The 23,108-nt window shown below is 66.8% G+C and carries 21 protein-coding genes; 9 read left to right on the forward strand and 12 right to left on the reverse strand.

Annotated features, from left to right (window positions below; all coding sequences use genetic code 11):
* The first annotated feature begins 6 nt into the window (after positions 1–6).
* From INF26_RS02510 to INF26_RS02525, 4 genes are all read left to right on the forward strand, one after another.
* Positions 7–1,035, forward strand: a complete 1,029-nt coding sequence (locus INF26_RS02510) for an aldo/keto reductase (protein WP_226371809.1) — start codon at positions 7–9, stop codon at positions 1,033–1,035.
* Between the two features lie 252 nt (positions 1,036–1,287).
* Positions 1,288–2,328: an acyltransferase family protein gene (locus tag INF26_RS02515; protein ID WP_193529146.1), complete on the forward strand. Its 1,041-nt coding sequence runs from the start codon at positions 1,288–1,290 to the stop codon at positions 2,326–2,328.
* Between the two features lie 75 nt (positions 2,329–2,403).
* Positions 2,404–2,772 (forward strand): YccF domain-containing protein, encoded by a 369-nt coding sequence (locus INF26_RS02520; RefSeq protein WP_332307287.1) that lies wholly within the window; start codon positions 2,404–2,406, stop codon positions 2,770–2,772.
* Between the two features lie 186 nt (positions 2,773–2,958).
* Entirely contained in the window at positions 2,959–5,763 is a 2,805-nt protein-coding gene (locus INF26_RS02525; protein WP_193529147.1) for a hypothetical protein, read from the forward strand.
* 87 nt (positions 5,764–5,850) lie between these two features.
* Here INF26_RS02525 and INF26_RS02530 read toward each other — a convergent pair whose 3' ends face one another.
* The 9 genes from INF26_RS02530 to INF26_RS02570 form a co-directional block, all read right to left on the reverse strand.
* On the reverse strand, positions 5,851–6,366 hold the full coding sequence (locus INF26_RS02530) for a nitroreductase family protein (RefSeq protein WP_193529148.1): 516 nt from the start codon (positions 6,364–6,366) through the stop codon (positions 5,851–5,853).
* An 87-nt stretch (positions 6,367–6,453) separates the two neighbouring features.
* Entirely contained in the window at positions 6,454–6,804 is a 351-nt protein-coding gene (locus INF26_RS02535) for a hypothetical protein (protein WP_193529149.1), read from the reverse strand.
* Between the two features lie 40 nt (positions 6,805–6,844).
* On the reverse strand, positions 6,845–7,714 hold the full coding sequence (locus tag INF26_RS02540; RefSeq protein WP_193529150.1) for a tetratricopeptide repeat protein: 870 nt from the start codon (positions 7,712–7,714) through the stop codon (positions 6,845–6,847).
* Between the two features lie 64 nt (positions 7,715–7,778).
* Positions 7,779–8,510 carry a deoxyribose-phosphate aldolase gene (gene deoC, locus INF26_RS02545; protein WP_193529151.1) on the reverse strand — a complete coding sequence of 244 codons (732 nt, stop codon included), beginning with the start codon at positions 8,508–8,510 and terminating at the stop codon, positions 7,779–7,781.
* A 30-nt stretch (positions 8,511–8,540) separates the two neighbouring features.
* Positions 8,541–9,581, reverse strand: coding sequence for a selenide, water dikinase SelD (gene selD / locus INF26_RS02550; RefSeq protein ID WP_193529438.1), 1,041 nt, complete (start codon positions 9,579–9,581; stop codon positions 8,541–8,543).
* Between the two features lie 314 nt (positions 9,582–9,895).
* Positions 9,896–10,267 (reverse strand): YegP family protein, encoded by a 372-nt coding sequence (locus tag INF26_RS02555; protein WP_193529152.1) that lies wholly within the window; start codon positions 10,265–10,267, stop codon positions 9,896–9,898.
* A gap of 415 nt (positions 10,268–10,682) precedes the next feature.
* Complete coding sequence (locus INF26_RS02560; protein WP_193529153.1) at positions 10,683–11,315, reverse strand: indolepyruvate oxidoreductase subunit beta; 633 nt, start codon at positions 11,313–11,315, stop codon at positions 10,683–10,685.
* A 3-nt stretch (positions 11,316–11,318) separates the two neighbouring features.
* Positions 11,319–13,088, reverse strand: coding sequence for a thiamine pyrophosphate-dependent enzyme (locus INF26_RS02565; RefSeq protein ID WP_193529154.1), 1,770 nt, complete (start codon positions 13,086–13,088; stop codon positions 11,319–11,321).
* A gap of 64 nt (positions 13,089–13,152) precedes the next feature.
* Positions 13,153–14,787, reverse strand: coding sequence for a class I adenylate-forming enzyme family protein (locus INF26_RS02570; protein WP_193529155.1), 1,635 nt, complete (start codon positions 14,785–14,787; stop codon positions 13,153–13,155).
* 325 nt (positions 14,788–15,112) lie between these two features.
* Here INF26_RS02570 and INF26_RS02575 point away from each other — a divergent pair, with 325 nt between their 5' ends.
* The 5 genes from INF26_RS02575 (at position 15,113) to INF26_RS02595 (ending at position 21,074) form a co-directional block, all read left to right on the forward strand.
* Entirely contained in the window at positions 15,113–15,784 is a 672-nt protein-coding gene (locus INF26_RS02575; protein WP_193529156.1) for a response regulator transcription factor, read from the forward strand.
* A gap of 14 nt (positions 15,785–15,798) precedes the next feature.
* On the forward strand, positions 15,799–16,824 hold the full coding sequence (locus tag INF26_RS08570) for a sensor histidine kinase (RefSeq protein ID WP_332307288.1): 1,026 nt from the start codon (positions 15,799–15,801) through the stop codon (positions 16,822–16,824).
* 189 nt (positions 16,825–17,013) lie between these two features.
* Complete coding sequence (locus tag INF26_RS02585) at positions 17,014–17,802, forward strand: ABC transporter ATP-binding protein (protein ID WP_193529157.1); 789 nt, start codon at positions 17,014–17,016, stop codon at positions 17,800–17,802.
* Positions 17,792–19,903 carry an FtsX-like permease family protein gene (locus INF26_RS02590; protein ID WP_193529158.1) on the forward strand — a complete coding sequence of 704 codons (2,112 nt, stop codon included), beginning with the start codon at positions 17,792–17,794 and terminating at the stop codon, positions 19,901–19,903. Before INF26_RS02585 ends, INF26_RS02590 begins: the two co-directional genes overlap by 11 nt.
* Positions 19,904–19,979: 76 nt before the next feature.
* Complete coding sequence (locus INF26_RS02595; RefSeq protein WP_193529159.1) at positions 19,980–21,074, forward strand: glycerol dehydrogenase; 1,095 nt, start codon at positions 19,980–19,982, stop codon at positions 21,072–21,074.
* 89 nt (positions 21,075–21,163) lie between these two features.
* On the opposite strand, the gene INF26_RS02600 is transcribed toward INF26_RS02595, so the two are convergent.
* The 3 genes from INF26_RS02600 to INF26_RS02610 form a co-directional block, all read right to left on the reverse strand.
* Positions 21,164–21,472, reverse strand: coding sequence for a CDP-alcohol phosphatidyltransferase (locus INF26_RS02600; protein WP_087226183.1), 309 nt, complete (start codon positions 21,470–21,472; stop codon positions 21,164–21,166).
* A gap of 132 nt (positions 21,473–21,604) precedes the next feature.
* The gene (locus tag INF26_RS02605) at positions 21,605–22,273 is read right to left on the reverse strand and encodes an HAD family hydrolase (protein WP_193529160.1); all 669 of its coding nucleotides are present in this window, start codon (positions 22,271–22,273) and stop codon (positions 21,605–21,607) included.
* A 484-nt stretch (positions 22,274–22,757) separates the two neighbouring features.
* Entirely contained in the window at positions 22,758–23,060 is a 303-nt protein-coding gene (locus tag INF26_RS02610) for a helix-turn-helix domain-containing protein (RefSeq protein ID WP_193529161.1), read from the reverse strand.
* Between the last annotated feature and the right edge of the window lie 48 nt (positions 23,061–23,108).

Consider the following 23,108-nt stretch of genomic DNA (forward strand, 5'->3'; position numbering starts at 1 on the left):
AGCTATATGACAGACATGAACTACACGACGCTCGGACACTCCGGCATCAAGATCCCGCGGCTCTGCCTGGGTGGCATGAGCTTCGGTGCGCCCTCGGCGGACTTTCACCAGTGGACGATCGGCCCGGACGAGACGCGCGCGGTGATCGCCCGTGCCCTCGAGCTGGGCGTGAACTTCATCGACACGGCCAACTGCTACGCGCACGGCACGAGCGAGGAGTACATCGGTACCGCCCTGCGCGAGCTGGGCGTGCCGCGCGACCAGGTGGTTCTCGCTAGCAAGGTCTTCTTCAACGAGGGCGGCCTCTCACGCGAGGCGATTAACCGGGAGATTGACGGCACGCTCCGGCGCCTCCAGGCCGACTACCTGGACCTCTACATCGTCCACCGCTTTGACTACGCCACCCCGATCGAGGAGACCATGGAGGCTCTCGACTCCCTCGTGCGCGCTGGCAAGGTCCGCGCCCTCGGCGCGAGTGCGATGTACGCGTACCAGCTCCACAACATGCAGGTCGTGGCAGCCCAGAACGGCTGGACGCCCTTCTCGTCCATGCAGTGTCACTACAACCTGCTCTACCGCGAGGACGAGCGCGAGATGATTCCCGTGTGCCGTCAGTTCGGCATAGCGCTCACGCCCTACAGCCCGCTCGCGTCCGGGCACTTGTGCCGCCCCACGTGGGACTCCGCGTCCAAGCGCTCGACGACCGACGCCACGATGCGCAACAAGTACGATGCCGACCGCGAACGAGACATGCCCATCGTCGCGCGCGTGGCCGAGCTGGCCGAGAAGCGCGGTGTTCCCATGTCGCGCATCGCACTCGCCTGGCACTGGGCGCGCGGCGTGGAAGCGCCCATCGTGGGCTGCTCCAAGCCCGAGCGCGTGGACGACGCGGTGACCTCGCTCGATGTGACGCTCACCGCCGACGAGGTCGCCTACCTCGAGGAGCCCTACACGGCGCACGAGCTCGTGGGCCCGGCGGCTCGCCCGGGTGAGAAGCCTCTCGCGGGCACCACGAACCCCAACGCAAAGAGCTAGTCGGGAGGGGCGGCCTCGCCCTCACGAGCGGGCGCATCCCACCCCGAGGGCATGCGCCCCCTAGGGTATGTACACTGTTGTATATTTAATACAGTGTCCCGAGGTTGTCTTTTCGCAGGTAGACGGCTTGGCGAGAAAGACATCAATTTCACAACAGTGTACATACCCTCCGAAAGACGGCGAGAAGGACCGCGTCGCCCGCAGGCCCAAGCGCTAGAATGCTGTCGTTTTGCCGGGCGGCGCGGGGGCGCAATGCAGCAACGGGACCAGGCGGGCGCGGGCCGCATCGCGCTCTTCGACAACATCAAGGGGCTGCTCATCATCCTTGTGGTGGTGGGGCACGTGGCGCACCCCGTCCACAACGAAAACCCGGCCATAAGCTGCCTCTTCGACGTCATCTACCTCTTCCACATGCCGCTGTTCGTCTTTGTCTCGGGCCTTTTTGCCAAACACGCCAAAAACGAACGGGGGGGGGTTAACCCAAATCGCATCATCTCGTTCGCCCTTCTCGCCGCGCTCTTCCAGCTCGCGCTCCTGCTCATCAACGAGGTTGACGTCACCCTGGAGTCATTCCTGCAGTTCACGTCCGCCCCGTGGTACCTGCTCGCGATGGCGTACTGGTATGCGGCGGCGCCCCTGCTCGCACGCCTTGGCTGGAGGCGGGGGATGGTGCTCGCGCTCGCACTCTCGTACGCAAGCGGCTTCGTCGACCTTTCCGACGGCCTGCTGGCGATCAGCCGCGCGCTCGCGTTCCTGCCGTGGTTCGCTGCCGGCCTCTACTGTCCCGTCGAGAGCGTCGTCGCCCTCAAGGAGAGCCGCTCGCGCGCCGTCCGCGCGACGCTCGCCGTCGCCGTTGTCGTCTCTGCGGCCGTGGTCCTCGCGCGCGTGCTCGACGCCCACGCCTATGACTGGTTCTTCCAGATGGTCTACGGCGACAACCCCTACCGCGCGCTGCCGCTCGACCTCCTCGGCAAGACGGTGTCCGACGTCCTTGCGCTCGTGCTCTCCGCTGCGGTGCTGAGGCTCGTACCGTCTCGCCCCACCCGGCTCGCCACACTCGGTCGGCGCACGCTCGGCATCTACGTGGGCCATCGACTCGTCCGCGCCTGGCTCACGTTCCGCACGCCCCTCTACGAGCAGCCCGTCCTTCTCGACCCGCTCTGGGGCACCCTCATGATCCTGGCGCTCTCGGCGGCCGTCACCGTCGTGTGCGCCGCGCCCGTCCTGACTGACGCGCTCAACCGCATCCTCCGCCATCGCTGGCTGCCGGAGGCGGGCCGGGAGAGGGGCTAGCCGAGAAGCCCCGCGCCCTCCCGGCGCGACGCCATGCGCTACGATTTGCCATATCGAGACCGAAGGGGGAGAGCGGTGGGCTGTCTGAGTGTCGTCTTCAACATCATCTGGATTCTCACGGGCGGCTGGATGACGGCGCTTGCGTTCCTTCTCGCCGGCGTGCTCTGTTACCTCACGATCATCGGCATCCCCCTCGGTCGGCAGGCGTTCAAGATGGCGTCGCTCACGCTTGCGCCGTTCGGCAAGACGATCACGTACGGCGGCGGCACGCCCTCGCTCGTCGCCAACGTGTTCTGGGTGGTCCTCGTGGGGCTGTGGACGGCGATCGGCTACGCGCTCGAGGGTGCGCTATTCTGCTGCACCATCGTTGGCATCCCGTTTGGCCTGCAGCTCTTCAAGATGGCCAAGCTCGCGCTCTGTCCCTTCGGCGCCACGGTGTGGTAGGCCGAGAGGGACGGAATGTCTCGAGTGCGCGTCGATATCCCTTCGTACACATTGCTCTCTGTCTCTCATGCCCGCATAGGCCGAATAGCGAGTGCCGTCTGCTGATATAGGCTGAGCATCTGCGCCATGCGCGACGAGAATGGACTAGTGCAGAAGCAGAGATAAGTTTCGTCAGATGGAGTGGCGATGAAATCACCGGACTTCTCTTCGTTTCTCGGTCATGCCAAGGATGCGGGCAAGAATTTGAAAGATGTCGCTGATAACCTTAGGGATGCTGCGGCAGAGAAAGCTCCTTCCGTTGATGAAATGAAAAATGTGGCGAAGAACGCTTTCGACATGACTTCTGAGGCCGCCGGAACAATTTCGGAGGCGATGGCGGGCGCGGCGTCTTCTGCTGCCAACTGGCTATCTGAGACCAAGGCCTCCATCGACGAGGCTGCGGAGAAGAAACGGCAGGAAGAGGAGGACAGGCGCAAGGCGGAAGTCTCGAAGGCCCGAGAAGAGCTGGCGGACTACGGGGTTCTCGGGTTCTTCGAGGTGCTGGGCGAGTCGCCTCTGCCGCTGACGAACGACAACGTCGCCAAAGTGAAGAAGACGTTCCCCATTCCGATTGAGCAGTGCGTTCTTTGGGCCGCCGCAGAGTTTGACCTGCGCCCCAGTGGCGTGGCCGTAACCAACAAAGGCGTCTTCGTCAAATCCGACGTTGGAGTGTTTGACGCAATAAGAGGGGACGTTCCGGGCGACGGAAAGTCCGTCCTCACGTACTACCGGTGGGATGAATTCGACCCCATGTGGTTTAGCGGGGATGAGGATGGCAGCTCGTCTCTTCCCATCCCCCAGGAACTGTCCCGCCCCTTCATCGAAGCATGCAGAAGAGGGGCTACCTCAAATATCTCCCTGCTCAGTGGATTCGGCTTCGGGGCAGGTCGGGATATTGATGGCGCAAGCGCTCTGAACGATGCGGTCTCCGTTAGCATGGCTGTGCCGATTGCAAAAGATGCCTGGTATGCCGACCGGCATGCAGAGATTCACAATCAGGCCGGTCATGGAGAGATGGTCGAGCGAGCGCATAATACGCTGGATCGACTTCGCGGCCGCTCGGTCGAGTGGAGCGGGCCGTCGAACCAAAAGAACGGCCCCGACCGCATCGTGGACGGCATTAAGATCCAGACGAAGTATTTCAATACTGCCCGCGGGACGCTAGAGTCCGCATTTGATAGTGTCACCGGAGAGTACCGCTATATTGACAACGGTTCTCTCATGCAGCTCGAAGTGCCCAAGGACCAGTACCAAAAGGTCCTGGAGGGCTTCAAGAGAAAAATTGCTGATGGCAAGGTACCCGGGCTGAGCGATCCGGAGCAGGCGGGCAGCGTGATACGTGAGGGGAAACTTACGTATCAGCAGGCTCGCAACCTGACCAAGCCGGGGACGCTCGAGTCGCTTTCCTATGATGCTGCGACTGGGGCGGTTGTGTGCACCTGCGCATTTGGACTCAGCTTTGTCGCGACGGCGTACTCGACGTATAGACAGACGGGCGACATGCGAAAGTCGGCCCAGGCCGGCGCGGTTGCGGGTACGCAGGTGTTTGGCACGACGTTTGTGCAGTACATGCTTGCCTCGCAGCTCTCAAGAACGGGTCTGTCAGACGCGTTGATAGGTCCGAGCCAGGCCCTTGTCCAGAAGATGGGCTATAAGGCGACTCAGACTATCGTCAACGGCCTGCGGACGATCTCTGGCAAGTCAATGCTTAGTGGGGCGGCGGCCTCGAGCCATCTGTCAAAGGTTCTGAGGGGCAATGTCCTTACATCGGCCGTCACGCTGGCCGTCCTCTCTGTCCCCGAGACGTATCGTGTTGCGAACAACAAAATCTCCGGGGCGCAGTATGCCAAGAACATGGCCGTCCTCGCCTCCTCGGTAGCGGGTGGCGCGGCCGGCGCTGTCGCCGCCGGTGTTGCGGCGGGAAAGATCGCAGGTGCGCTCGGGACGGCGGTCACGCCTGGTGTGGGCACAGTTGTTGGGGCGGCCGGGGGCTTCATTGGCGGTGCGGCCGGATCGTTGGCTGCAGGCGCCGTGGGCGGCGTGCTTCACGAGGACGACACGGAGACGGCAAGCCGCCTGTTCAATGCGATGATTCCTGTTATGGCCTCGGAGTACATGCTCTCGGGGGGCGAACTTGACGAGGTGGTGGCAAGCCTCAACGGGATTAGCCAGCAGGAGTTCAAGTCGCTGTTTGAGGATCTGAGGTCGACGGATGAGCAAGAGGCGCTCATTCGGGAGTTCCTTACCCCTCTATTTGACGCTGCCATCTCAAAACGAGAGGAATTCCATCTGCCTAGCGCAGAGGTTATCGAGACCGCAATTGAGGACATGGCGGAGCAGAACGATTCTGTGGGCGTCGTCGTCGAGGTGGGGGAGGAGCGGCTCCTGATCCCCGAAGGATTCGAGCCAGCTGACGAGTTTCCCATGACCGCGGATGACTCTGTTGGGTTCGAAAGGGAGGATGAGGGCACGGTGGCCCTCGCCGTTGTGGGAACGATAAGCTACGAGGAATCCCTGTTTCCCGTCGACGATGTCGTTTCTGGGGTGCGCGACTGCCTCGCGCCCTCGCAGGGTCTGATTGACGTGTGGGACGAAGACACTTCGTCTGGTCGTCCTTGCAGGTCGTCCATAGTGAAAACTCGAATTGATTCCGGAGTTCAATACTCGCTCGCCATGCAGGTCCTGCTCTCTGGCAGAGTCGTGTCGCTTACGGTTTTCGGACAGGAGAACGGCGTGACTGGCCTGAGAGATAGCTCGGTCTTCTCCGAATGTCGGCGCAACAATCTTGTGGGCCCAAATTTGGAGGGTTGGGCGGTCGATCCATTCGAGGATTCGCCGATTGACCCCTTCCCTATGAACCTGTCCGAGCTCAGAGACCTTGACGAGAAGTTCCCCCTTCACCCCCTAAGCGAGCTCCGTCAGTTTGCCCGGTTTGTTTTGAGCAACAACTGATCTGTGGGCGCCGGGGTTGAGGGGCTGAAGATCTGACGTCGGCTCGGATGTTCGGGCGGGTGACGCCAGGCTCTTCTCGCTGGCCTCCTACCGATACGTCACCGTGTCGGAGAGCGGCTTGCGGCTCTCGTGGTTGGGGAGCGGGCCCACGCCCTCGGCGGCGTAGCCGAGGTCGAGCAGCATGAGGATCTCCTCGTTCTCGGGCAGGTCCAAGCGCTCCTTGGCGAGGTCGGGGTCGAAGTTGTTCACCCAGCAGCTGTCGACGCCCGCGTCACGCGCGGCGAGGACCATGTGCGTTGCCACGATGGCCGCGTCCTCGATGCCGGAGTCGCGATTGCCGCCGGGATAGGAGTAGACGTTCGTCGCGTCGAAGGCGACGACAAGGACGGTCGGCGCGCCGTAGCGGCAGGGCGTGAGCCCGTCGATGACTTCAAGCGACTCGGCGCCCTGCAGCACGTAGACGTGCTGCTCCTGTAGGTTCTTGGCCGTGGGGGCGAGCCTGCCCGCCTCGAGGATCTGCGTGAGGGTCTCAGGCGCAACCTGACGGGACCCGTCGTACTTCTTGCACGAGTAGCGCTTGGCAATGACCTCGCCGAACTCCATGGTCCATCACTCCCTGTCTCGATTTTCTTGACGCAATCATACGACGCCGGGAGCCGAGCATTCTGGAGAACGGGGCGCTATGGAGGGCTATGAGTCCCTCCGGGGCTTCCAGGCGCCCTCCTCGAAGTCCCAGGACAGCTCGGTCACGCTGCCGTCCTCGCTCTCTATCGTGCGTGTGGCCTCGACGAGACTCGCGGAGGCCTGCTCTCCGTATCCGAGAAACGCCCAGGACGACTCGTGGACCTGCAGCGACAGCGTGACGAGGCCACGCTCCGTCTCGATGTGGCATGTGACATCCTCGCACGTCGCGTCGAGCGTGGGCTGTTCGAAGATGCGGTAGGTGGCGACGTCCGGGAGTATCTCTCCCGGGAGCGCTCGTGCGCAGAACTCGTTGACGGTCCGCTCGATGACGTCGTTGTATCGGTAGGTGACTCGCATCGTCACTCCCTTCGGGCGGGATGGGACTGCTCGGGGCAGCCTAGCGCAGTACGGCGTCGTTCAGCTCGACCAGCGCGCGGGCGCGCTCCTGACCCTCGATGGCCTCCTCGAGGCGCCTCTGGTAGTAGGTCATGCCGTTCTCGGTGATGTCTATCCTCAGGCCGATCTCCGCCTGCTGGAAGAGGTGGAGCGCCCGCAGCGGGTCGCGCTTGACGCCCTGCGCGACCGCCTCTGCGTCGATGAGCAGATTGGCGATGCGTATCGCGGGCTGGGCGAACTCCGCGAGGCCCTGCGCGAGCTCGAGGCTCCGCTCCCAGAGCGCCTTGGCCTTCATGACGTCGCGCTCTCCCGTGACGCCGCGGCTGTATATGTCCCCCAGCTTGTAGACGGCCTCGCTGGAGGGCGCGAGGGCGGCCGCCAGCGCATAGTAGCGATAGGCCTTCCCGAGGTCCTTCTCGCCCGTGCGTCCGTACTCGTAGATGTAGCCGAGGTTGACGATGGACTGGTAGCAGCCGTGCGCCATGGCCATCTCGTAGAGCTCCGCCGCCCTGGCGTAGTCCTGCTCCGCGAGCTCTCCCATGTAGTAGAGGGCGCCGAGGTCGTTCATGCAGGCGCCGCTGCCCGCGCTGATGCCCAGCTTGTATCCGAGGGCCAGCACCTCCGTGACATGCTCGTCGTAGCGCGCGGCATCGCGGATGCGCGCGGAGTTCTGGGCGACGAAGTGGGCGAAGACGTCCCCGTCCCCTGAGAAGAGAACCTGGCCCAGCTCCCTGAGCAGGTCTTCCGCGTTCTGGGCCTCCGCCTCGTCGCGATAGTGCTCGTTCGACTCGTGAATCGTGAGCTCGGTGCTCGTGAGCTCCGCCAGTCGCTCGAGGTCGCGTTTCGTAGGGAGATACTCTGCCTCGCTCATGTGGGCTCCTTTGTCGAGGTCTGCCTTTCTCGCAGCGTAGCCGTCCGACCGGACAACAATTGGGCTACAGCTCCACGGCGCTGATCCCCTCGGCCTCGAAGCGGCGGCCGAGCTCCTCGATGATCGCGACGCCGGCGCTGCACCCGATGCGCGTTGCGCCCGCCCGGACCATGTCGAGGAACTGGTCGGCCGTGCGGATGCCGCCGGCCGCCTTGACCTGGATATCGGGGGCGACGTGCGCGCGCATGAGACGGACGTCCGCGACGGTCGCGCCGCCGGTGGAGAAGCCGGTGCTCGTCTTCACGAACGTGGGGCCGACCCGGTTGGCGACCTCGCACAGGGCGACCTTCTCGTCATCCGTGAGCAGGCAGTTCTCAAAGATCACCTTCGAGGGGACGGGCTCGGGGCGGCTTGCCCCCGCCTCGCGGCACGCCTCGACGATCCGCCTCATCTCGTCCTCGACGTAGTCCCAGTTTCCGGCCTTGACCTCGGTGAGGTTGACCACGTAGTCGATCTCGTCGGCCCCGCTGGCCAGGGCGTCGCGCGTCTCGAACTCCTTCGTCGCGACGCTCTGCTGACCGAGGGGGAAGCCGATCGCGGCGCCCACGTGGACGTCGGTGCCGGCGAGAAGCGCGGCGCAGCGCGCGGACTGGCCGGAGTTGATTGCGACCATCCTGAAGTGATGGCGCCTCGCCTCGTTGCAGAGGCGCTCCATGTCGGCGACGGTCGCGTCGGGGCGGAGGTTGGTGTGGTCGACGAGCCGGGCGAGGTCGTCGAGGGTGTAGGTCCTGGCCATGGGGTCTCCTCTCGTTCGAGCCGCGCGCGGCTAGCGCACGACCACGCTCTTCTCGCCGCGCGGGACGGCGCGGCCGATGACGGCGGCGGGAAGGCCCTCGTCGCGCAGGGCCCCCACGAGCCGCCCCGCGTCCTTCTCGCCCAGCGCCACAAGCAGGCCGCCGGAGGTCTGCGGGTCAAAGAGCACGTCGGTAAGGTCGAGCGGCAGCGCCTCCGCGAGCGCCACGCGCGGGCCGAAGAAGTCCCGGTTGCGGTAGGCACCGGCGGGGATGAGACCGAGCGCCGCCATCTCGCGGGCGCGCGCCATGACGGGCACGGCGGCGGCGTCGACCTCGAGCGTCACGCCCGAGGCCTCGGCCATCTCGCAGGCATGCCCCATGAGCGAGAAGCCCGTGACGTCGGTGGCCGCGTGCGGCCAGAAGCCCAGCTCGCGCGCCAGGCGGATCGGCGCCTCGTTGAGCGTGGTCATGGAGTCCGTGGCCACGCGCACGCCGGCGTCGTCCAGAAGCCCGCCCTTGTGCGCGGTGGTGAGGACGCCCGTGCCGAGCGCCTTGGTGAGCACGAGCGTGTCGCCGACCTGCGCGCCGCCGTTCTCCAGGCGCTCGTCCAGCGCGACGAACCCCGTCACCGCGAGGCCGTACTTGGGCTCGTGGTCGTTGATCGAGTGGCCGCCCGCCACGACGCACCCGGCTCGCCGGCACGTCTCGGCGCCGCCGGCCAGGATCTGCCCGGCGACCTCGATGCCCAGGCAGTTGGGGAAGCACAGGAGGTTGAGAGCGAGCGCGGGCCGCCCGCCCATCGCGTAGACGTCCGAGAGCGCGTTGGTGGCCGCGACCTGGCCAAACAGGAACGGGTCGTCCACCATGGGCGGGAAGAAGTCCGTCGTGGCGATGAGGCCGCGGCCGTCGCCGAGGTCCCACACGCAGGCGTCGTCGGAGGCGTCGAAGCCCACCACGAGCTCTGGCGCGTCCAGCCGCGGCAGGCCCGCCAGCACGCCGGCGAGCTCGCCCGGCGCGATCTTAGCCGCGCAGCCGGCGGCCTCCACGAGCTCCGTGAGCCTCACGCCTGTCATGTCCATGTCAGCTCCGTTTCTTTGCTGGTCCGCAGCGAAGGCGCTGTCTGGGAATCCGGGAGGTTCCGCAGCCGGTCGTCGGGTGCGTCCCGGAATTGGCGACCTTCCCGCGTCCGACGTTCTTCTCGTCCTGGAATCGGGAACCTTCTCCGGGCGCATGGCGTCCAGGCACGGGAACCTCCCGAAATTTGGGACGCGCGGGCGAGAAACCCGGCGATTCCGGGACGACCGACCACGGCGAGCCCCGGCACAAGGGCGCCCCGGACGTGGTCGGGGGCGTCCGGGGCGTGCCGAGTCGGGTCATGCAGGAGGCGCTAGTTCTCGTCAGCCGCGAGGGAGGAGTCGCACTCCGCGCGGGTCCGCTCGATGCGGCGCAGGAGGCTCTCCTTGTGCTCGTAGGTGTGGGAGCGCGCGATGTCGCCGGCCTCGTGCGTGATGTAGCGGAAGAAGTAGTGGCCGTCGAAGTCCTCGTAGATGCGAAACTTGGGCGTCTCCTCGCGGTCGAACGCGTCGATCGTGCTGTCCTCGATCTCCGCGTCGGCGGCGGAGGCGCGCACGCACTCGATGCCGTGCAGGCACTCGTCCTTGGACGGGAAGATGATCGACGACATGAGGATGTGCCCGTTGGAGGCGCAGAGGTTGAAGCAGTAGCGGCCCTCGTTCTCAACCACGACGTACTGTCCCATGAGTATCACCACCGTAAGGTCGTAGCGAACAGATTATTCCTTACACTATCGTGACACGCCCCGTACCGTGGCAACAAGTACGCAGGCGGTCGGTTTTGTTCGGGGAGGAGAGCGGCGCGCCTTCTCAGCGGAATACGGGCAGGAAAAGTAGGGTAGTATCTCTGTACATCCCCCGAAAAGACGGGTCGGCGTGGTCGGGGGACGCGCCGGCCCACCAGGACGCAAAGACCCCGGTCGCCGTGGCGGCCGGGGTCTCGTCGTGTCTGGGTGACGACCTCTTTGCGGGAGCGCTCTCGCATACGTCAGAGTTCCTAGAGCGTCAACTGGGAAAAGGCCGCTGGAACTCTGAGATATGCGAGAGCGCTCCGGCTTCCGGGCTGGAAGGGCGGGCGAGAAGAACCTCTCGCCGTGGCGTCTAGCGGGCCTCTCCGCGCAGCGCGGCGTCGCGGCCGGCGTCGAAGGCTGCGAGGTTGGCCTCCACCGTCGCGGGCGGCACGCAGGCGCGCACGGCGTCGCGCCAGAGCTCGGCGTCGAAGGGCAGCGCCGTGGAGAGCGCGCCCACGAGCACCACGTTGGTGGAGCGGGGCGTGCCCAGCCCGCGTGCGATCACGCCGGCGTCCAGCAGGTGGGCGCCCATCTCGCGCAGGCGCTCGTCCACGCGCTCGGGCATCTGGAAGTTGCCGATGTTCACGGAGACGGGCGTGATCTCCTCGTCGTTTACGAACATGGTGCCGCCCTCGGCGAGGTAGTGCTGGGCGCGCAGGGCCTCCACGGCCTCGAAGGCCACCACCACGTCGGCGCAGCCGTCGTCGCAGACCATGGTGGCGACGTGCTCGCCCAGGCGGATGACGGTGCTCACCGAGCCGCCGCGCTGGCTCATGCCGTGGATCTCAGAGACCTTGACGTCAAGGCCCGCGCCGGCGGCGACCGTCGCCAGCAGCTTGCCCGCGAGGATCGTGCCCTGGCCGCCCACGCCCACGAGGAGGATGGTCTTGGTTCCGTGCAAAAGTGCCTGTCCCCTCTGCACGTTCTTCTCGGTATCAGCCATTGCTTACTCCTTCGTGATGCAGCCGAACGGGCAGGACTGGACGCACTGGTCGCACCCGACGCACTGCGTGGGGTCGATGGCCGCGGTGCCGTCCTTGGCGCGCCCGAGGGCCGGGCAGCCGATCTTGATGCACTGGCCGCACGCGCGGCAGTCGCGGATGGTGGGCTGCTTGCCGCGGCTGCGGTCGATGAGGCGGCACGGCGCCTTGAAGACGATGACGGAGAGCTGCTCGGTGTTGGCCACGGCGGCCTTGAGCGCGGCGCGCACGGCCTGGAGGTCCTGGGCGTCAACCTCGACCACGTCCTCCACGCCCATCGCGCGGCACAGGGCGAGAAGGTCGAGCGCCTTGCCGCTCGGGTTGTCCAGCGGACCGATCTTGTGCGAGCTGTCCGTGAGGGTGACGCCGTTCACGGGGTTGCCCTGCGTGCCGGTCATGGCCGTGGTGCGGTTGTCCAGGATGCAGAGGGTGCCGGTGCCGCCGTTGTAGATGGTGCCGAGCATGCTCGTGATGCCGGAGTGCGCGAAGGTGGAGTCACCGATGACGCCCACGACCGGACGGCCGGTGCGCTCGGGCGCGCCTGCGAGTTCCATGCCGTGCGCCATGGAAAGCGAGGCGCCCATGTCGATGACCGTGTGGCACGCGCCGTAGGGTGCGACGGCGCCGAGCGTGTAGCAGCCGATGTCGCCGGTGACGATGGCCTTGAGACGGCGCAGCTCGCAGAAGACGAGGCGGTGCGGGCAGCCGGGGCAGAACGCCGGCGGGCGCGGCGGGAGGTCCGTGGCTGCGTCGAGGTGCGCGGGCTGTTCCACGCCGAAGGAGGCGCGGATGACCTGGGGCTTGAGCTCGCCGGCGACGGGGAGCGGCGCGACGGGCGGCTCGGCGAGCGTGATGCCGAGGGCGCGGACGCGCGAGGAGAAGTAGTCGCTGGCCTCCTCAATTACGTAGCACGCGTCGACGGATGCGGCAAAGTCGGCGAGCGCGCGGGCGGGTAGCGGCCAGGCGAGGCCGAGCTTGAACGTGGAGGCCTCGGGCAGCGCCTCGCGGACGTGCTGGTAGACGGCACCGGCGCAGATGACGCCGATCTTCTCGCTGCGCATCTCCGTCTTGTTGAACGGGCAGGCCTCGGCGTACGCCTCGAGCTCGGCCTGGCGCTCATCCACGACCACGCGGCGCTTGACCGCGTTGGCCGGCATCATGACGTACTTGGGGATGTCGTCCGCGTAGTCGCGCGGGGCCACGGCCTCGCGCGCGCCGGACGCCGAGACGAGCGTGCGGGTGTGCGCGATGCGCATGGTCTCGTGCAGCATGACCGGTGTGTCGAAGCGCTCGGAGAGCTCGAAGGCGGCACGGGCCATCTCGTAGCAGTCCTGCGAGTCGGCGACGTCGAGGCAGGGGATGCGGCCGAAGGCGGCGTAGAAGCGCGAGTCCTGCTCGTTCTGGGACGAGTAGCAGGACGGGTCGTCTGCGGCGAGAAGGACGAGGCCGGCGTTCACGCCGGTGGCCGCGGCGGCCATGAAGGGGTCGGCTGCCACGTTGACGCCCACGTGCTTCATCGTGACGAGCGAGCGGACGCCGGCGATGGCGGCGCCGAGGCCGACCTCGAAGGCGACCTTCTCGTTGGGGGACCACTCGCAGTAGACGTCGTCCTTGCGCACGAGGGCCTCGAGCGTCTCGGTGGACGGGGTGCCGGGGTAGCCCACGCCCACGGCCACGCCGGCCTCCCAAGCGCCCTGGGCGATGGCCTCGTTGCCGGACATGAGGTGCTTGTCCATGTCTCTCCTCTCCTGGGATGATTCAAAAGGGGTCTGTCCCCAATTGAATCACTGTCACTCTCTCCTAGCGGCGCGTCTCGCGCGCGACGAGGGCGTCGGCCCCGTACTTGGCGCGCAGCGCCGGCTTCTCTATCTTGCCCGTCGGGTTTCTCGGCACGGGCGCAAAGATGACCGTGCGCGGCCGCTTGTAGCGCGGCAGCCTCTTGCAGAACGTCGTGACGTCGTCCTCGGTGAGCGTGGCGCCCGCCTTGAGCTCGATGACCGCGGCCGGGATCTCGCCCAGGCGCTCGTCGGGCAGACCGATCACGGCCACGTCCTTGATCGCGGGGTGACCCATGAGGAAGTCCTCGATCTCCACGGGGTAGATGTTCTCGCCGCCCATGATGACGACGTCCTTCTTGCGGTCCACCAGCCAGTAGAAGCCGTCCTCGTCCTGGCGCGCCATGTCGCCGGTGTGCAGCCACCCGTCCACGAGCGTCTCGGCCGTGGCCTCGGGGTCCTTGTAGTAGCACTCCATGAGGCCGGGGCCCTGCACACAGAGCTCGCCGACCTCGCCGGGCGCGACCTCGGCGCCGTCCTCGCCCACGATCTTGCAGCTCCAGCGGTAGCCGGGCACGCCGATCGCGCCCACGTGGTCGATGTTCTCGAGCCCCAGGTGCACGCAGCCCGGGCCCATCGACTCCGAGAGGCCGTAGTTGGTGTCGTAGTCGTGGTGCGGGAAGACCTCGCGCCAGCGGCGGATCAGGCTCTCCGGGACGGGCTGCGCGCCGATGTGCATGAGGCGCCACTGGTCCAGGTGGTAGTTGTCCAGCCGCACCGTGCCCTCCTCGAGCGCCACGAGGATGTCCTGCGCCCAGGGCACGAGCAGCCACACGATCGTGCAGCCCTCGTTGGAGACGGTCTCCAGCACGGTCTTGGGTGAGACGCCGCGCAGGAGCACGCCGCGGCCGCCCACCATGAGGCTGCCCAGCCAGTGCATGCACGCGCCCGTGTGGTAGAGCGGCGGGATGCACAGGAACACGTCGTCGTGGGTCTGGTGGTGGTGCGTCTGCTCCATCTCGGCCGCCTGCGTGAGGCTCTGGTGGTGGTGCAGGATGGCCTTGGGGAAGCCCGTGGTGCCGGAGGAGAAGTAGATGGCGGCGTCCTCGTCCTCGGAGAGCGGGACGCGCGGGTCCGCCGATGAGCACAGGCTTGCCAGCTCGCGGTAGCTCTCCGCCCAGGTGGGGCAGTCGTCGCCCACGAAGAAGAGCAGGCGGCCCGCCTGGATGCGGTCCACGATCTCCTCCACGCGGCCGATGAACTCCGGTCCAAAGACGAGGATGTCCACGTCCGCCTTGTCCAGGCAGTACTCGATCTCGTCCGCGGAGTAGCGGAAGTTCAGCGGTACCACCGTGGCGCCCGACTTGAGCACGCCAAAGTAGAGCGGCAGCCACTCGATGCAGTTGTAGAGCAGGATGGCCACCTTGTCGTCCTTGTGCACGCCGCGGGACAGCAGCAGGTTGGCAAAGCGGTTGGCCTTCTCGTCAAAGACAGACCAGGTCATCTCGCGGCGGAACGGCTCGTCGTCGGTGGTCTCCACCAGGTCGTAGTCGCGCCAGGTGATGTGGCGGTTCTCGCGCCGCTCGGGGTTGACCTCCACGAGGGCGACCTCGCTCGGGTACTTCTCGGCGTTGGCGCGCAGCATGTCGACGATGGTCATGTTCTGGCCTTTCGGGTCTTGTCACACGGTCCCCACATCATAGCCCGCCGCCGCGGGCGAGAAGGACGTGCGTGCCGCGCGCGTAACGCGACCGTGACGTGCCGGCGCGATGTTCTTCTCGCCCTGTGCGCGTGTCCGCCAATACGCGACTTTCAACGTTTCGAGGCCCGATTCCGTGCGAAATCGCGTATTGAGCGTTGCCAGTACGCGACTTCCAACGTTTTAACCGTCCAAAACGTTGGAAGTCGCGTATTTGTATCCCGGAATGCGGCCCGAGCCGTGTGCTACCCTCGTGGCGAGAAGAACCGCGGACCCGGGAGGTCATATGCGACGGCTGCTCGTGGTTGAGGACGACGCGCGCCTGCGCGACGAGCTCTGCGTGCTGCTCGCGCGCAACGGCTACGAGGCCACGGCGCTCACCACCTTCGACGACGTCGCCGAGCAGATCCTGGCCGCGGCGCCCGACCTGGTGCTTCTCGACCTCAACCTGCCCGGCGTCGACGGCACCTACGTCTGCCGCGAGGTGCGCCGCCGTAGCGCCGTGCCCATCGTCGTGGTGACCTCCCGCGACAACGACATGGACGAGCTGCTCACGCTCTCGTTCGGCGCGGACGACTTCGTGCCCAAGCCCTACAACGACCAGGTCCTTCTCGCCCACGTGGCGACGGTCCTCAAGCGCAGCTACGGCGAGGGCGCCGCCTCCGCGGAGCTCACGCACGCCGGCGTCACGCTCGACACGGCGCGCTGCAGCGTGAGTTACCAGGGCCGTACGGCCGAGCTCACCAAGAACGAGCTGCGCATCCTCGCGCTGCTCATGCGCAACGTCGGCGCGGTCGTGAGCCGCCAGCGCATCCAGGAGGAGCTCTGGGCCTCCGACGAGTTCGTGGACGACAACACGCTCACGGTGAACGTGAGCCACCTGCGCTCCACGCTCGCCAAGATCGGCGTGGAGGACTTCGTGCGCACCAAGCGCGGCATGGGCTACCTGGTGGAGTAGGGGGCGAGAAGAACGTGGGCTTTGGCGCCTACATCGCCGACCGGCTGGTGCCGCTCGCTGTGGGCGCGGTGGCGCTCGCGTTTGCCGCGCTGGTCATGGTCGTGTACGGGCTGGACGCGGCGGCGGTGGCCTTTGTCTGCGGCGTGCTCGCGCTCGCAGCGGCCGCGGCGCTCGTGCTGGACTGGCTGCACCGTCGCGCGTTCTACCGGCGGCTCGAGGACATGCTGAGCTCGCTGGACGAGACCTACCTCGCCACGGAGCTCACCGAGCGCCCCTCCTTTCCCGAGGGCCAGCTCCTCTACGACGCCCTCGACCGCGAGTCCCGCGCCATGCGCGACCGCATCGCCGCGGCGCGCCGCCGCTCGCGCGAGTACCGCGAGTACGTGGAGACCTGGGTGCACGAGATCAAGACGCCGATCGCGGCCGCGCGGCTCGTGGCCCGCAACAACCCCTCGCCGGCCACGGAGTCCATGGACGCCGAGCTGGACCAGATCGAGGGCTACGTGGAGCAGGCGCTCTACTACTCGCGCGGCACCTCGCTCGACCGCGACTTCCAGATTCGCCAGGTCGTGCTGGCGGAGGTGGTGCGCGACGCGCTGCGCCACAAGGCCCGCACGCTGATCGACGCGCACGTGGCGCCCGAGCTGGGTGAGCTCGACTACACGGTGCGCGCCGACCCCAAGTGGCTGTCGTTCGTGATCGGCCAGGTGCTCGTGAACGCCGCCAAGTACCGGGGCGAGAAGGACGGCGAGGGTCGCGTCCGCATCTGGGCCGAGCGCCGTGAGACCGGCCTCGACGCCTGGGAGACGGTGCTCGCGATAGCCGACGACGGGATCGGCATCCCGGCCGCGGACGTGGGCCGCGTCTTCGACAAGGGCTTCACCGGCGAGAACGGCCGTCGCTTCGCGCGCTCCACCGGCATGGGCCTCTACCTCGTGCGCGAGCTCTGCGACAAGATGGGCGTGCGCGCGTGGCTCGAGTCCGAGGAGGGCGTCGGCACCACGGTCTTTCTTGCCTTCCCCGACAGCGCGCGGCAGTGAGCCAAAGGGGCCGTGCAAAGGGGACAGTCACTTTTGCACGCTACGAAGGGAAGCGTGCAAAGGGGACAGTCACTTTTGCACGGCCAACCTTGCGAAAGCGTAAGGGAGCGATAAGCCCGTTCGATGGCACCGTCCTGCTCGCCGGGCGAGTATGGTCGTGTACCAGAAGGCCAACCGAGAGGAATCGCAATGGCACCTTCGCACGCCCAGCCCGCGCAGCCCGTCCTGTCCTGCCGGGACGTCGAGAAGCTCTACGGAACCCGCGACAACGTCACGCGCGCCCTCGACGGCGTGTCCTTCGACGTCGCCGCCGGCGAGTACGTCGCTATCATGGGCCCGTCCGGCTCGGGCAAGACCACGCTCCTGAACTGCGTCTCCACGATCGATCGCCCCACCTCCGGCCACATCTACGTGGACGGCCAGGACATCACCGCCCTGCGCCCGGGCCAGCTCTCCCGCTTCCGCCGCGAGCGCCTGGGCTTCGTCTTCCAGGACTCCAACCTGCTCGACACCCTCACCGCGCGCGAGAACATCGCGCTGGCGCTCACGATCAACCACACGCCCGCCAAGGAGGTCGCGGCCCGCGTGGGCGGCGTGGCCCGTCGCCTGGGCGTCGCCGACGTGCTCGACAAGTTTCCGCACGAGATGTCCGGTGGCCAGAAGCAGCGCGTCGCCGCGGCCCGCGCCATCGTGACCGATCCGTCGCTGGTCCTGGCCGACGAGCCCACCGGCGCGCTCGACTCGCGCAACTCGCGCCTGCTCCTGGAGAGCCTCGAGGAGCTCAACGACGCCGGCGCCACGATCATCATGGTCACGCACGACTCCTTTGCCGCGAGCTACGCCCGCCGCGCCCTCTTCCTCAAGGACGGTCGCGTCTGGAACGAGCTCGTCCGCGGCACCAAGACGCGCAAGACCTTCTTCAACGAGATCATGGACGTCGTGTCCTTCCTGGGAGGGGAGGGCGCAGATGTACGCTAGGATCGCCCTCGGCAACGTCCGCAAGTCCTTCAGGGACTTCTCGGTCTTCTTCCTCACGCTGGCCTTTGGCGTCTGCGTCTTCTACGCCTTCGGCTCCATCACCGACCAGGCCGCCGTCATCCAGATGGCCGCCGACCAGCGCCGCATGGTGCAGGCGCTCGCCGACCTCCTCTCCGGCCTCTCCGTGTTTGTCGTGATCATCCTCGGGTTTCTCGTGGTCTACGCCAACCGCTTCCTCATCCGGCGGCGCAAGCGCGAGTTCGGCATCTACCTCACGCTCGGCATGGACATCCGCCACGTCTCCTGGATCATCGTCATAGAGACGCTCGTCGTGGGCGTGGTCGCGCTCGGCGTGGGCCTGCTTCTGGGCCTCGGGCTCTCGCAGGTCATGATGTACGTCACGGCGGGGCTCTTCGAGGCCACGATCAGGGGCTTCGTCTTCGCGTTCTCGCCGGCCGCGGCGCTCTCCACGGTGGCGTGCTTCGCGGGCATCTTCCTCGTGACGCTCGTCTTCAACGTGTCCACGGTCAGCCGCTATAAGCTCATCGACCTCATCAACGCGGACAAGGTGAGCGAGAAGGTCCGTCTGCGCAGCCTGCCGCTCTCGGTGGTGCTCTTCCTCGCGTCGCTCGCGCTCATCGGCGTGGCGTACAAGGTCCTGCTCGAGCACGGCATGATGGAGGAGGGCCCGTACTTCGCGATCGCCACGGGGCTGGTCACGGTGGGCACGCTGCTCTTCTTCTTCTCGATCTCCGGCTTTGCCCTGCGCGCGCTCCAGGCGAGCCCGCGCACCTACCTCTCCGGCCTCAACATGTTCGTGATGCGCCAGCTCAACAGCCGCATCAACACCGCGTGGCTCTCCATCTCCCTGGTGTGCGCGATGCTCTTCCTCGCCATCTGCGGCGTGTGCACGGGCTTTTCGGTGGCAACGGGCATGAACGAGAGCCTGCGCGTGGGCACGGCCTACGACATGTCACTCATAAGCTACCCCATGGGCATGGCCGTGCAGGATGCCGCGCCGTACGAGAAGGACGGCCCGGCCGCGGCGGACGGCTACGACGCCATCGCCCGCCTGCGCGCGGACATCCCCGACTACGACGAGCTCTTCCGCGACGCCGTCCAGGTCAACCAGTACACCTACGACGCCGACGGCAACCCGATCGTGGACACCACCGTGGAGGAGCTCTTTGCCAACACGGACTTCACCGGCAACGCCACCGTGCAGACCATGATGCAGGGCAACACCGACCAGCGCCTCACTGTGGTGCCCGTCTCCGAGTACAACGCCCTGGCCAAGATGGCGGGCGAGAAGACCGTGGAGCTCGCGGCGGGGGAGTGCCTGCTGTGGAACGACCTCTCGTCCCTCGACGAGCTCTGGGACGCCGTGACTGAGCAGAACCCGGAGGTCGAGGTCGGCGGCAAGACACTGCGCTTTGCCGCCGAGCCGCTCGTGCACCTGCTCTTCTCGGACACGACCGCCGGCGGCACGGTCTCCGGCGCGCTCGTGGTCCCGGACGACATGGTGCCCGCGGGCGCCGGCCCCAGCGTCACCGTGGTTGACCTCATGTACAACGGCGAGCGCACCAAGGTGGAGCCCGCTGCCGTCGCCGCAATCGACGAGGCCTATGGCGACATCATTGGCCAGGGATCCACGCTCGACGCCTGGCCGGTCTGGAACCTCACGACCGCGCAGGGGCTGCTCGACCAGTCCTCCGGCACCACCGTCGTGGTCACCTACCTGGCCATCTACATCGGCGTGGTCCTGCTCGTGTGCTGCGCGACGGTGCTCGCCCTGCAGCAGCTCTCCGAGGCGGCGGACAACGTGGGCCGCTACCGCGTGCTTTCTGAGCTGGGAGCCGAGAAGCGCATGATCGACCACGCCCTTCTCGCCCAGATCGGCGTGTACTTCCTCTTCCCGCTGGTGGTGGCCATGGCGCACGCGGCAGTGGCGCTCTCCGTGGTGAACGACATCGTGGCGCTGCTCACGGGCTTCCAGATCGGCACGGCGCTCGCGGGGACGGTCGCCTTCGTCGTGGCGCTCTACGGCGGCTACTTCCTCGTGACCTACCTCACGTCACGCTCCATGCTCTCCCGGGCGTAGTTTCACGCCCCGTGCAACGTGCCTCCCGCCGCGGGGTACCATCTCATCGTCCGCAACCAAGCGAGAGGAGTTCCTCATGGCACGCGTCTTCATCAGCCCGAGCAGGTACGTCCAGGGTCCCGGCGAGCTCGCCCGCCTCGGCGACTACACCAAGGCCTACGGCGCCCACGCGCTCGTGGTCATCTCCGCCGGTGGCCTGCGCCGCTTCGGCGACGTGGTCTCCAAGAGCCTGGAGGACGCGGGCGTTGCCTGCACCTACGACAACTTCAACGGCGAGTGCTCCCAGGCCGAGATCGACCGCCTCGTCGAGGTGCTGCGCGGGTGCGGCGCCGACGTCGTCGTGGGCGTGGGCGGCGGCAAGATCTTCGACACCGCCAAGGCCGTGGCCGCGGCCGTGGACGTGCCCGTGGTGATCGTGCCCACGATCGCCGCCACGGACGCCCCGTGCTCGGCGCTCTCCGTCATCTACACCGATGACGGCCAGTTCAAGGAGTACCAGTTCTTCAAGCAGAACCCGAACCTCGTCCTCATGGACACCGACGTCATCGCCAAGAGCCCGGTGCGCCTGACGGTCTCCGGCATGGGCGACGCGCTGGCCACCTACTTCGAGGCCCGCGCCTGCAAGCGCTCCGACGCCACCACCTGCGCCGGCGGCCACGTGACCGAGGCGGCCATGGCGCTCGCCCAGCTCTGCTACGAGACGCTCATCTCCGACGGCGTGAAGGCCAAGCTCGCGCTCGAGGCCGGTGCCTGCACCGAGTCCGTCGAGAAGGTCATCGAGGCCAACACGCTGCTCTCCGGCCTGGGCTTCGAGTCCGCGGGCCTGGCCGGCGCGCACGCCATCCACAACGGCATGACCGCCATGCCCGAGACCCACGCCTACTACCACGGCGAGAAGGTCGCCTTCGGTACGCTGACGCAGCTCGTCCTGGAGAACGCCGACGAGCTCTACGAGGTGCTCGACTTCTGCGTGGAGGTCGGCCTGCCGGTGACGTTCGCGCAGCTCGGCGTCAAGGACGCGAGCTACGAGCGCGTGCTCGAGGTGGCCAGGCTCGCCTGCGCGCCCACCGACACCCTCGGCAACATGCCCTTCGAGGTCACGCCCGAGAAGGTCGCGGCGGCCATGCTCGCCGCCGACGCCTACGGTCGCGCCGCCCTCGGCGAGGAGTAGCTCCCGGCGCCCGGGATGCGCCGCAAACAAAAGCGGGGCCGGCGCCCAGATGGGAGCCGGCCCCGCAGCATGTGCGTGTGAGCTTGGACCTACGCGTCCTTCTCGCCCTCGAGCGAGGCGTAGAACGTGGCGTGGTCGAAGACGTCCTTGATGGTCTGGCCGTTGACGAAGGGGAGCGCGAGGAACTCGTCAACCGTGGGGACGAGCTCGGAGCAGTCGACGAAGTGGTTCTTCTCGTTGCGACGGCTGGTGTCCTGCGCGCGCCAGGACTCGTAGTTGCAATCCGTGAGGTAATAGACGCTGGAGCCGATCTTCATGTAGACGGAGTGGTTGCAGTGCAGGTACTCGACCAGACCCTCGTAGTCGATATCGAGAGCCTCGGCTGCCTTCTTTCCCATGGCGATCCCCTTTCGTCGGAGGCCAAACGGACGTTAGCAAGACTATAACCCGCGGCGCCGACGGTTATGCGCACGTTTGCAGATTGTTAGGCGAGCGTCTGCCGAGCGGCCAGCGGGCGGCGCGCCGCGCCCTCAGTCGGCGGTGCCGAGAAGAACGCGCTCCAGCTCGGCGGGCGTGTCCACGAAGGTGGTGGCGCCGGCGGCGAGAAGCTCCTCGTGCGTGCGGAATCCCCAGGAGCAGGTGACGCAGGGGCAGCCCACGTTGGCGGCGGTCTGGACGTCGACCTCGGAGTCGCCGACGTAGGCCATGCCCGCGCGGTCCGCGCCCATGCGCTCGAGGGCGGCGTTCACCATGTCCGGCGCGGGCTTCTTGCGGATGCCGCGCTCCTCGCACTCGCCGAGGACGGCGTCGAAGGCGCCCGGGAACTGGCGCGCGATGAGCTCCTGCACGGCGAAGTCGCCCTTGTTGGAGACCACCGCCAGGCGCACGCCGGCCGCGCGCAGGTGGGCCAGCATCTCCGGGATGCCGGGGTAGGGGCCGGTGTGGTCCTCGCAGTGGGCGGCGTAGTGAGTGCAGAAGTCCTCGTAGACGGCGTCCTGTTCCGCAGCGCTGGTGCCGGCGGGGACGGCGCGCTCGATGAGCTTGCGGATGCCGTTGCCCACGAAGCGCCGGACGTCGTCGAGCGTGTGCTTCGGCATCCCGTGCGCCGCGAGCGCGGCGTTGGTGGAGAGATGCAGGTCCTCGATGGTGTTCAGCAAAGTTCCGTCGAGGTCGAAGACCACGGTTTCGTAGGCAGGCATGGGTGCTCCTTCGGTTGGCCGCTGAAGAGGGTAGCACGTGCGCCGCCGCGAGGTTCTTCTCGCCGCGCGGGTTAGAAATACCGGCTCGTCCCCGTTCTTCTCGGCGCTTGGGTTAGAAATACCGGCTCGTCCCCCTTTCCCGCGCGGTTTCGACGGGGACGACGCGGTATTTCTAACCCGAACGGCCCGGCGGACGGGGACGACGCGGTATTTCTAACCCGTGCGCCGAGAGGGGACGCGCGTGCTTACGAAAACGGGGTTGTTGCAGCTCTCCCGTTCGGCGGCGCTTAAGAAACTGGGATCGTTGTAGGTCACGCGACGGCGAGAAAACCTTCTCGCTGACAAAACGCCTGTTGGTGTGAAGGCAGCACCAGGCCGGAGACCGCACCAACCTACAACAACCCCCAAACCGTAAGCACAGATTCCGCACCGACCTGCAACTACCCCAGATTCTTAAGCGCGCGCCTACGCCGCCGCACATGCCCTACGGCCGCGCGTTCCCTTTGTCGTAGTCGATCTTGAGGTCGCGTGGGGTGAGCTCGCACGGCGTCTTGCTGTCCAGACCGAAGAAGAGCTCCGTCAGCGGCACGCCCAGCCCGTCAGCGATCTTCACGAGAACGTCCAGCGTGACGTTGCTCTTGCCGCCGATGAGCTGGTTCAGATGCGAGCGGTCGACGCCGATCATGGCGGCGAGCTTGGACTGACTCAGGCCCTTGGCGCCAAGAAGCCCGTCGACGTTCTTGCCGACGCGTGTGCGAACGAGTTTGCAGGCCTCTCCGGTATCCATGCGCTCAAGGCTACCGACCCCTGCCATCCGCGCTGTTGGCTATAGACC

The organism is Thermophilibacter gallinarum, from assembly GCF_014982725.1.
Taxonomy (GTDB): Bacteria; Actinomycetota; Coriobacteriia; order Coriobacteriales; family Atopobiaceae; genus Thermophilibacter; species Thermophilibacter gallinarum.

What these genes read in the sequence shown, in the direction of transcription:
- INF26_RS02510 (WP_226371809.1), top strand. Translation starts at nt 7, where the DNA reads ATGACAGACATGAACTACACGACGCTCGGACACTCCGGCATCAAGATC.
- INF26_RS02515 (WP_193529146.1), top strand. Translation starts at nt 1,288, where the DNA reads ATGCAGCAACGGGACCAGGCGGGCGCGGGCCGCATCGCGCTCTTCGAC.
- INF26_RS02525 (WP_193529147.1), top strand. Translation starts at nt 2,959, where the DNA reads ATGAAATCACCGGACTTCTCTTCGTTTCTCGGTCATGCCAAGGATGCG.
- INF26_RS02530 (WP_193529148.1), bottom strand. Translation starts at nt 6,366, where the DNA reads ATGGAGTTCGGCGAGGTCATTGCCAAGCGCTACTCGTGCAAGAAGTAC.
- INF26_RS02535 (WP_193529149.1), bottom strand. Translation starts at nt 6,804, where the DNA reads ATGCGAGTCACCTACCGATACAACGACGTCATCGAGCGGACCGTCAAC.
- INF26_RS02540 (WP_193529150.1), bottom strand. Translation starts at nt 7,714, where the DNA reads ATGAGCGAGGCAGAGTATCTCCCTACGAAACGCGACCTCGAGCGACTG.
- deoC (WP_193529151.1), bottom strand. Translation starts at nt 8,510, where the DNA reads ATGGCCAGGACCTACACCCTCGACGACCTCGCCCGGCTCGTCGACCAC.
- selD (WP_193529438.1), bottom strand. Translation starts at nt 9,581, where the DNA reads ATGACAGGCGTGAGGCTCACGGAGCTCGTGGAGGCCGCCGGCTGCGCG.
- INF26_RS02555 (WP_193529152.1), bottom strand. Translation starts at nt 10,267, where the DNA reads ATGGGACAGTACGTCGTGGTTGAGAACGAGGGCCGCTACTGCTTCAAC.
- INF26_RS02560 (WP_193529153.1), bottom strand. Translation starts at nt 11,315, where the DNA reads ATGGCTGATACCGAGAAGAACGTGCAGAGGGGACAGGCACTTTTGCAC.
- INF26_RS02565 (WP_193529154.1), bottom strand. Translation starts at nt 13,088, where the DNA reads ATGGACAAGCACCTCATGTCCGGCAACGAGGCCATCGCCCAGGGCGCT.
- INF26_RS02570 (WP_193529155.1), bottom strand. Translation starts at nt 14,787, where the DNA reads ATGACCATCGTCGACATGCTGCGCGCCAACGCCGAGAAGTACCCGAGC.
- INF26_RS02575 (WP_193529156.1), top strand. Translation starts at nt 15,113, where the DNA reads ATGCGACGGCTGCTCGTGGTTGAGGACGACGCGCGCCTGCGCGACGAG.
- INF26_RS02585 (WP_193529157.1), top strand. Translation starts at nt 17,014, where the DNA reads ATGGCACCTTCGCACGCCCAGCCCGCGCAGCCCGTCCTGTCCTGCCGG.
- INF26_RS02590 (WP_193529158.1), top strand. Translation starts at nt 17,792, where the DNA reads ATGTACGCTAGGATCGCCCTCGGCAACGTCCGCAAGTCCTTCAGGGAC.
- INF26_RS02595 (WP_193529159.1), top strand. Translation starts at nt 19,980, where the DNA reads ATGGCACGCGTCTTCATCAGCCCGAGCAGGTACGTCCAGGGTCCCGGC.
- INF26_RS02600 (WP_087226183.1), bottom strand. Translation starts at nt 21,472, where the DNA reads ATGGGAAAGAAGGCAGCCGAGGCTCTCGATATCGACTACGAGGGTCTG.
- INF26_RS02605 (WP_193529160.1), bottom strand. Translation starts at nt 22,273, where the DNA reads ATGCCTGCCTACGAAACCGTGGTCTTCGACCTCGACGGAACTTTGCTG.
- INF26_RS02610 (WP_193529161.1), bottom strand. Translation starts at nt 23,060, where the DNA reads ATGGATACCGGAGAGGCCTGCAAACTCGTTCGCACACGCGTCGGCAAG.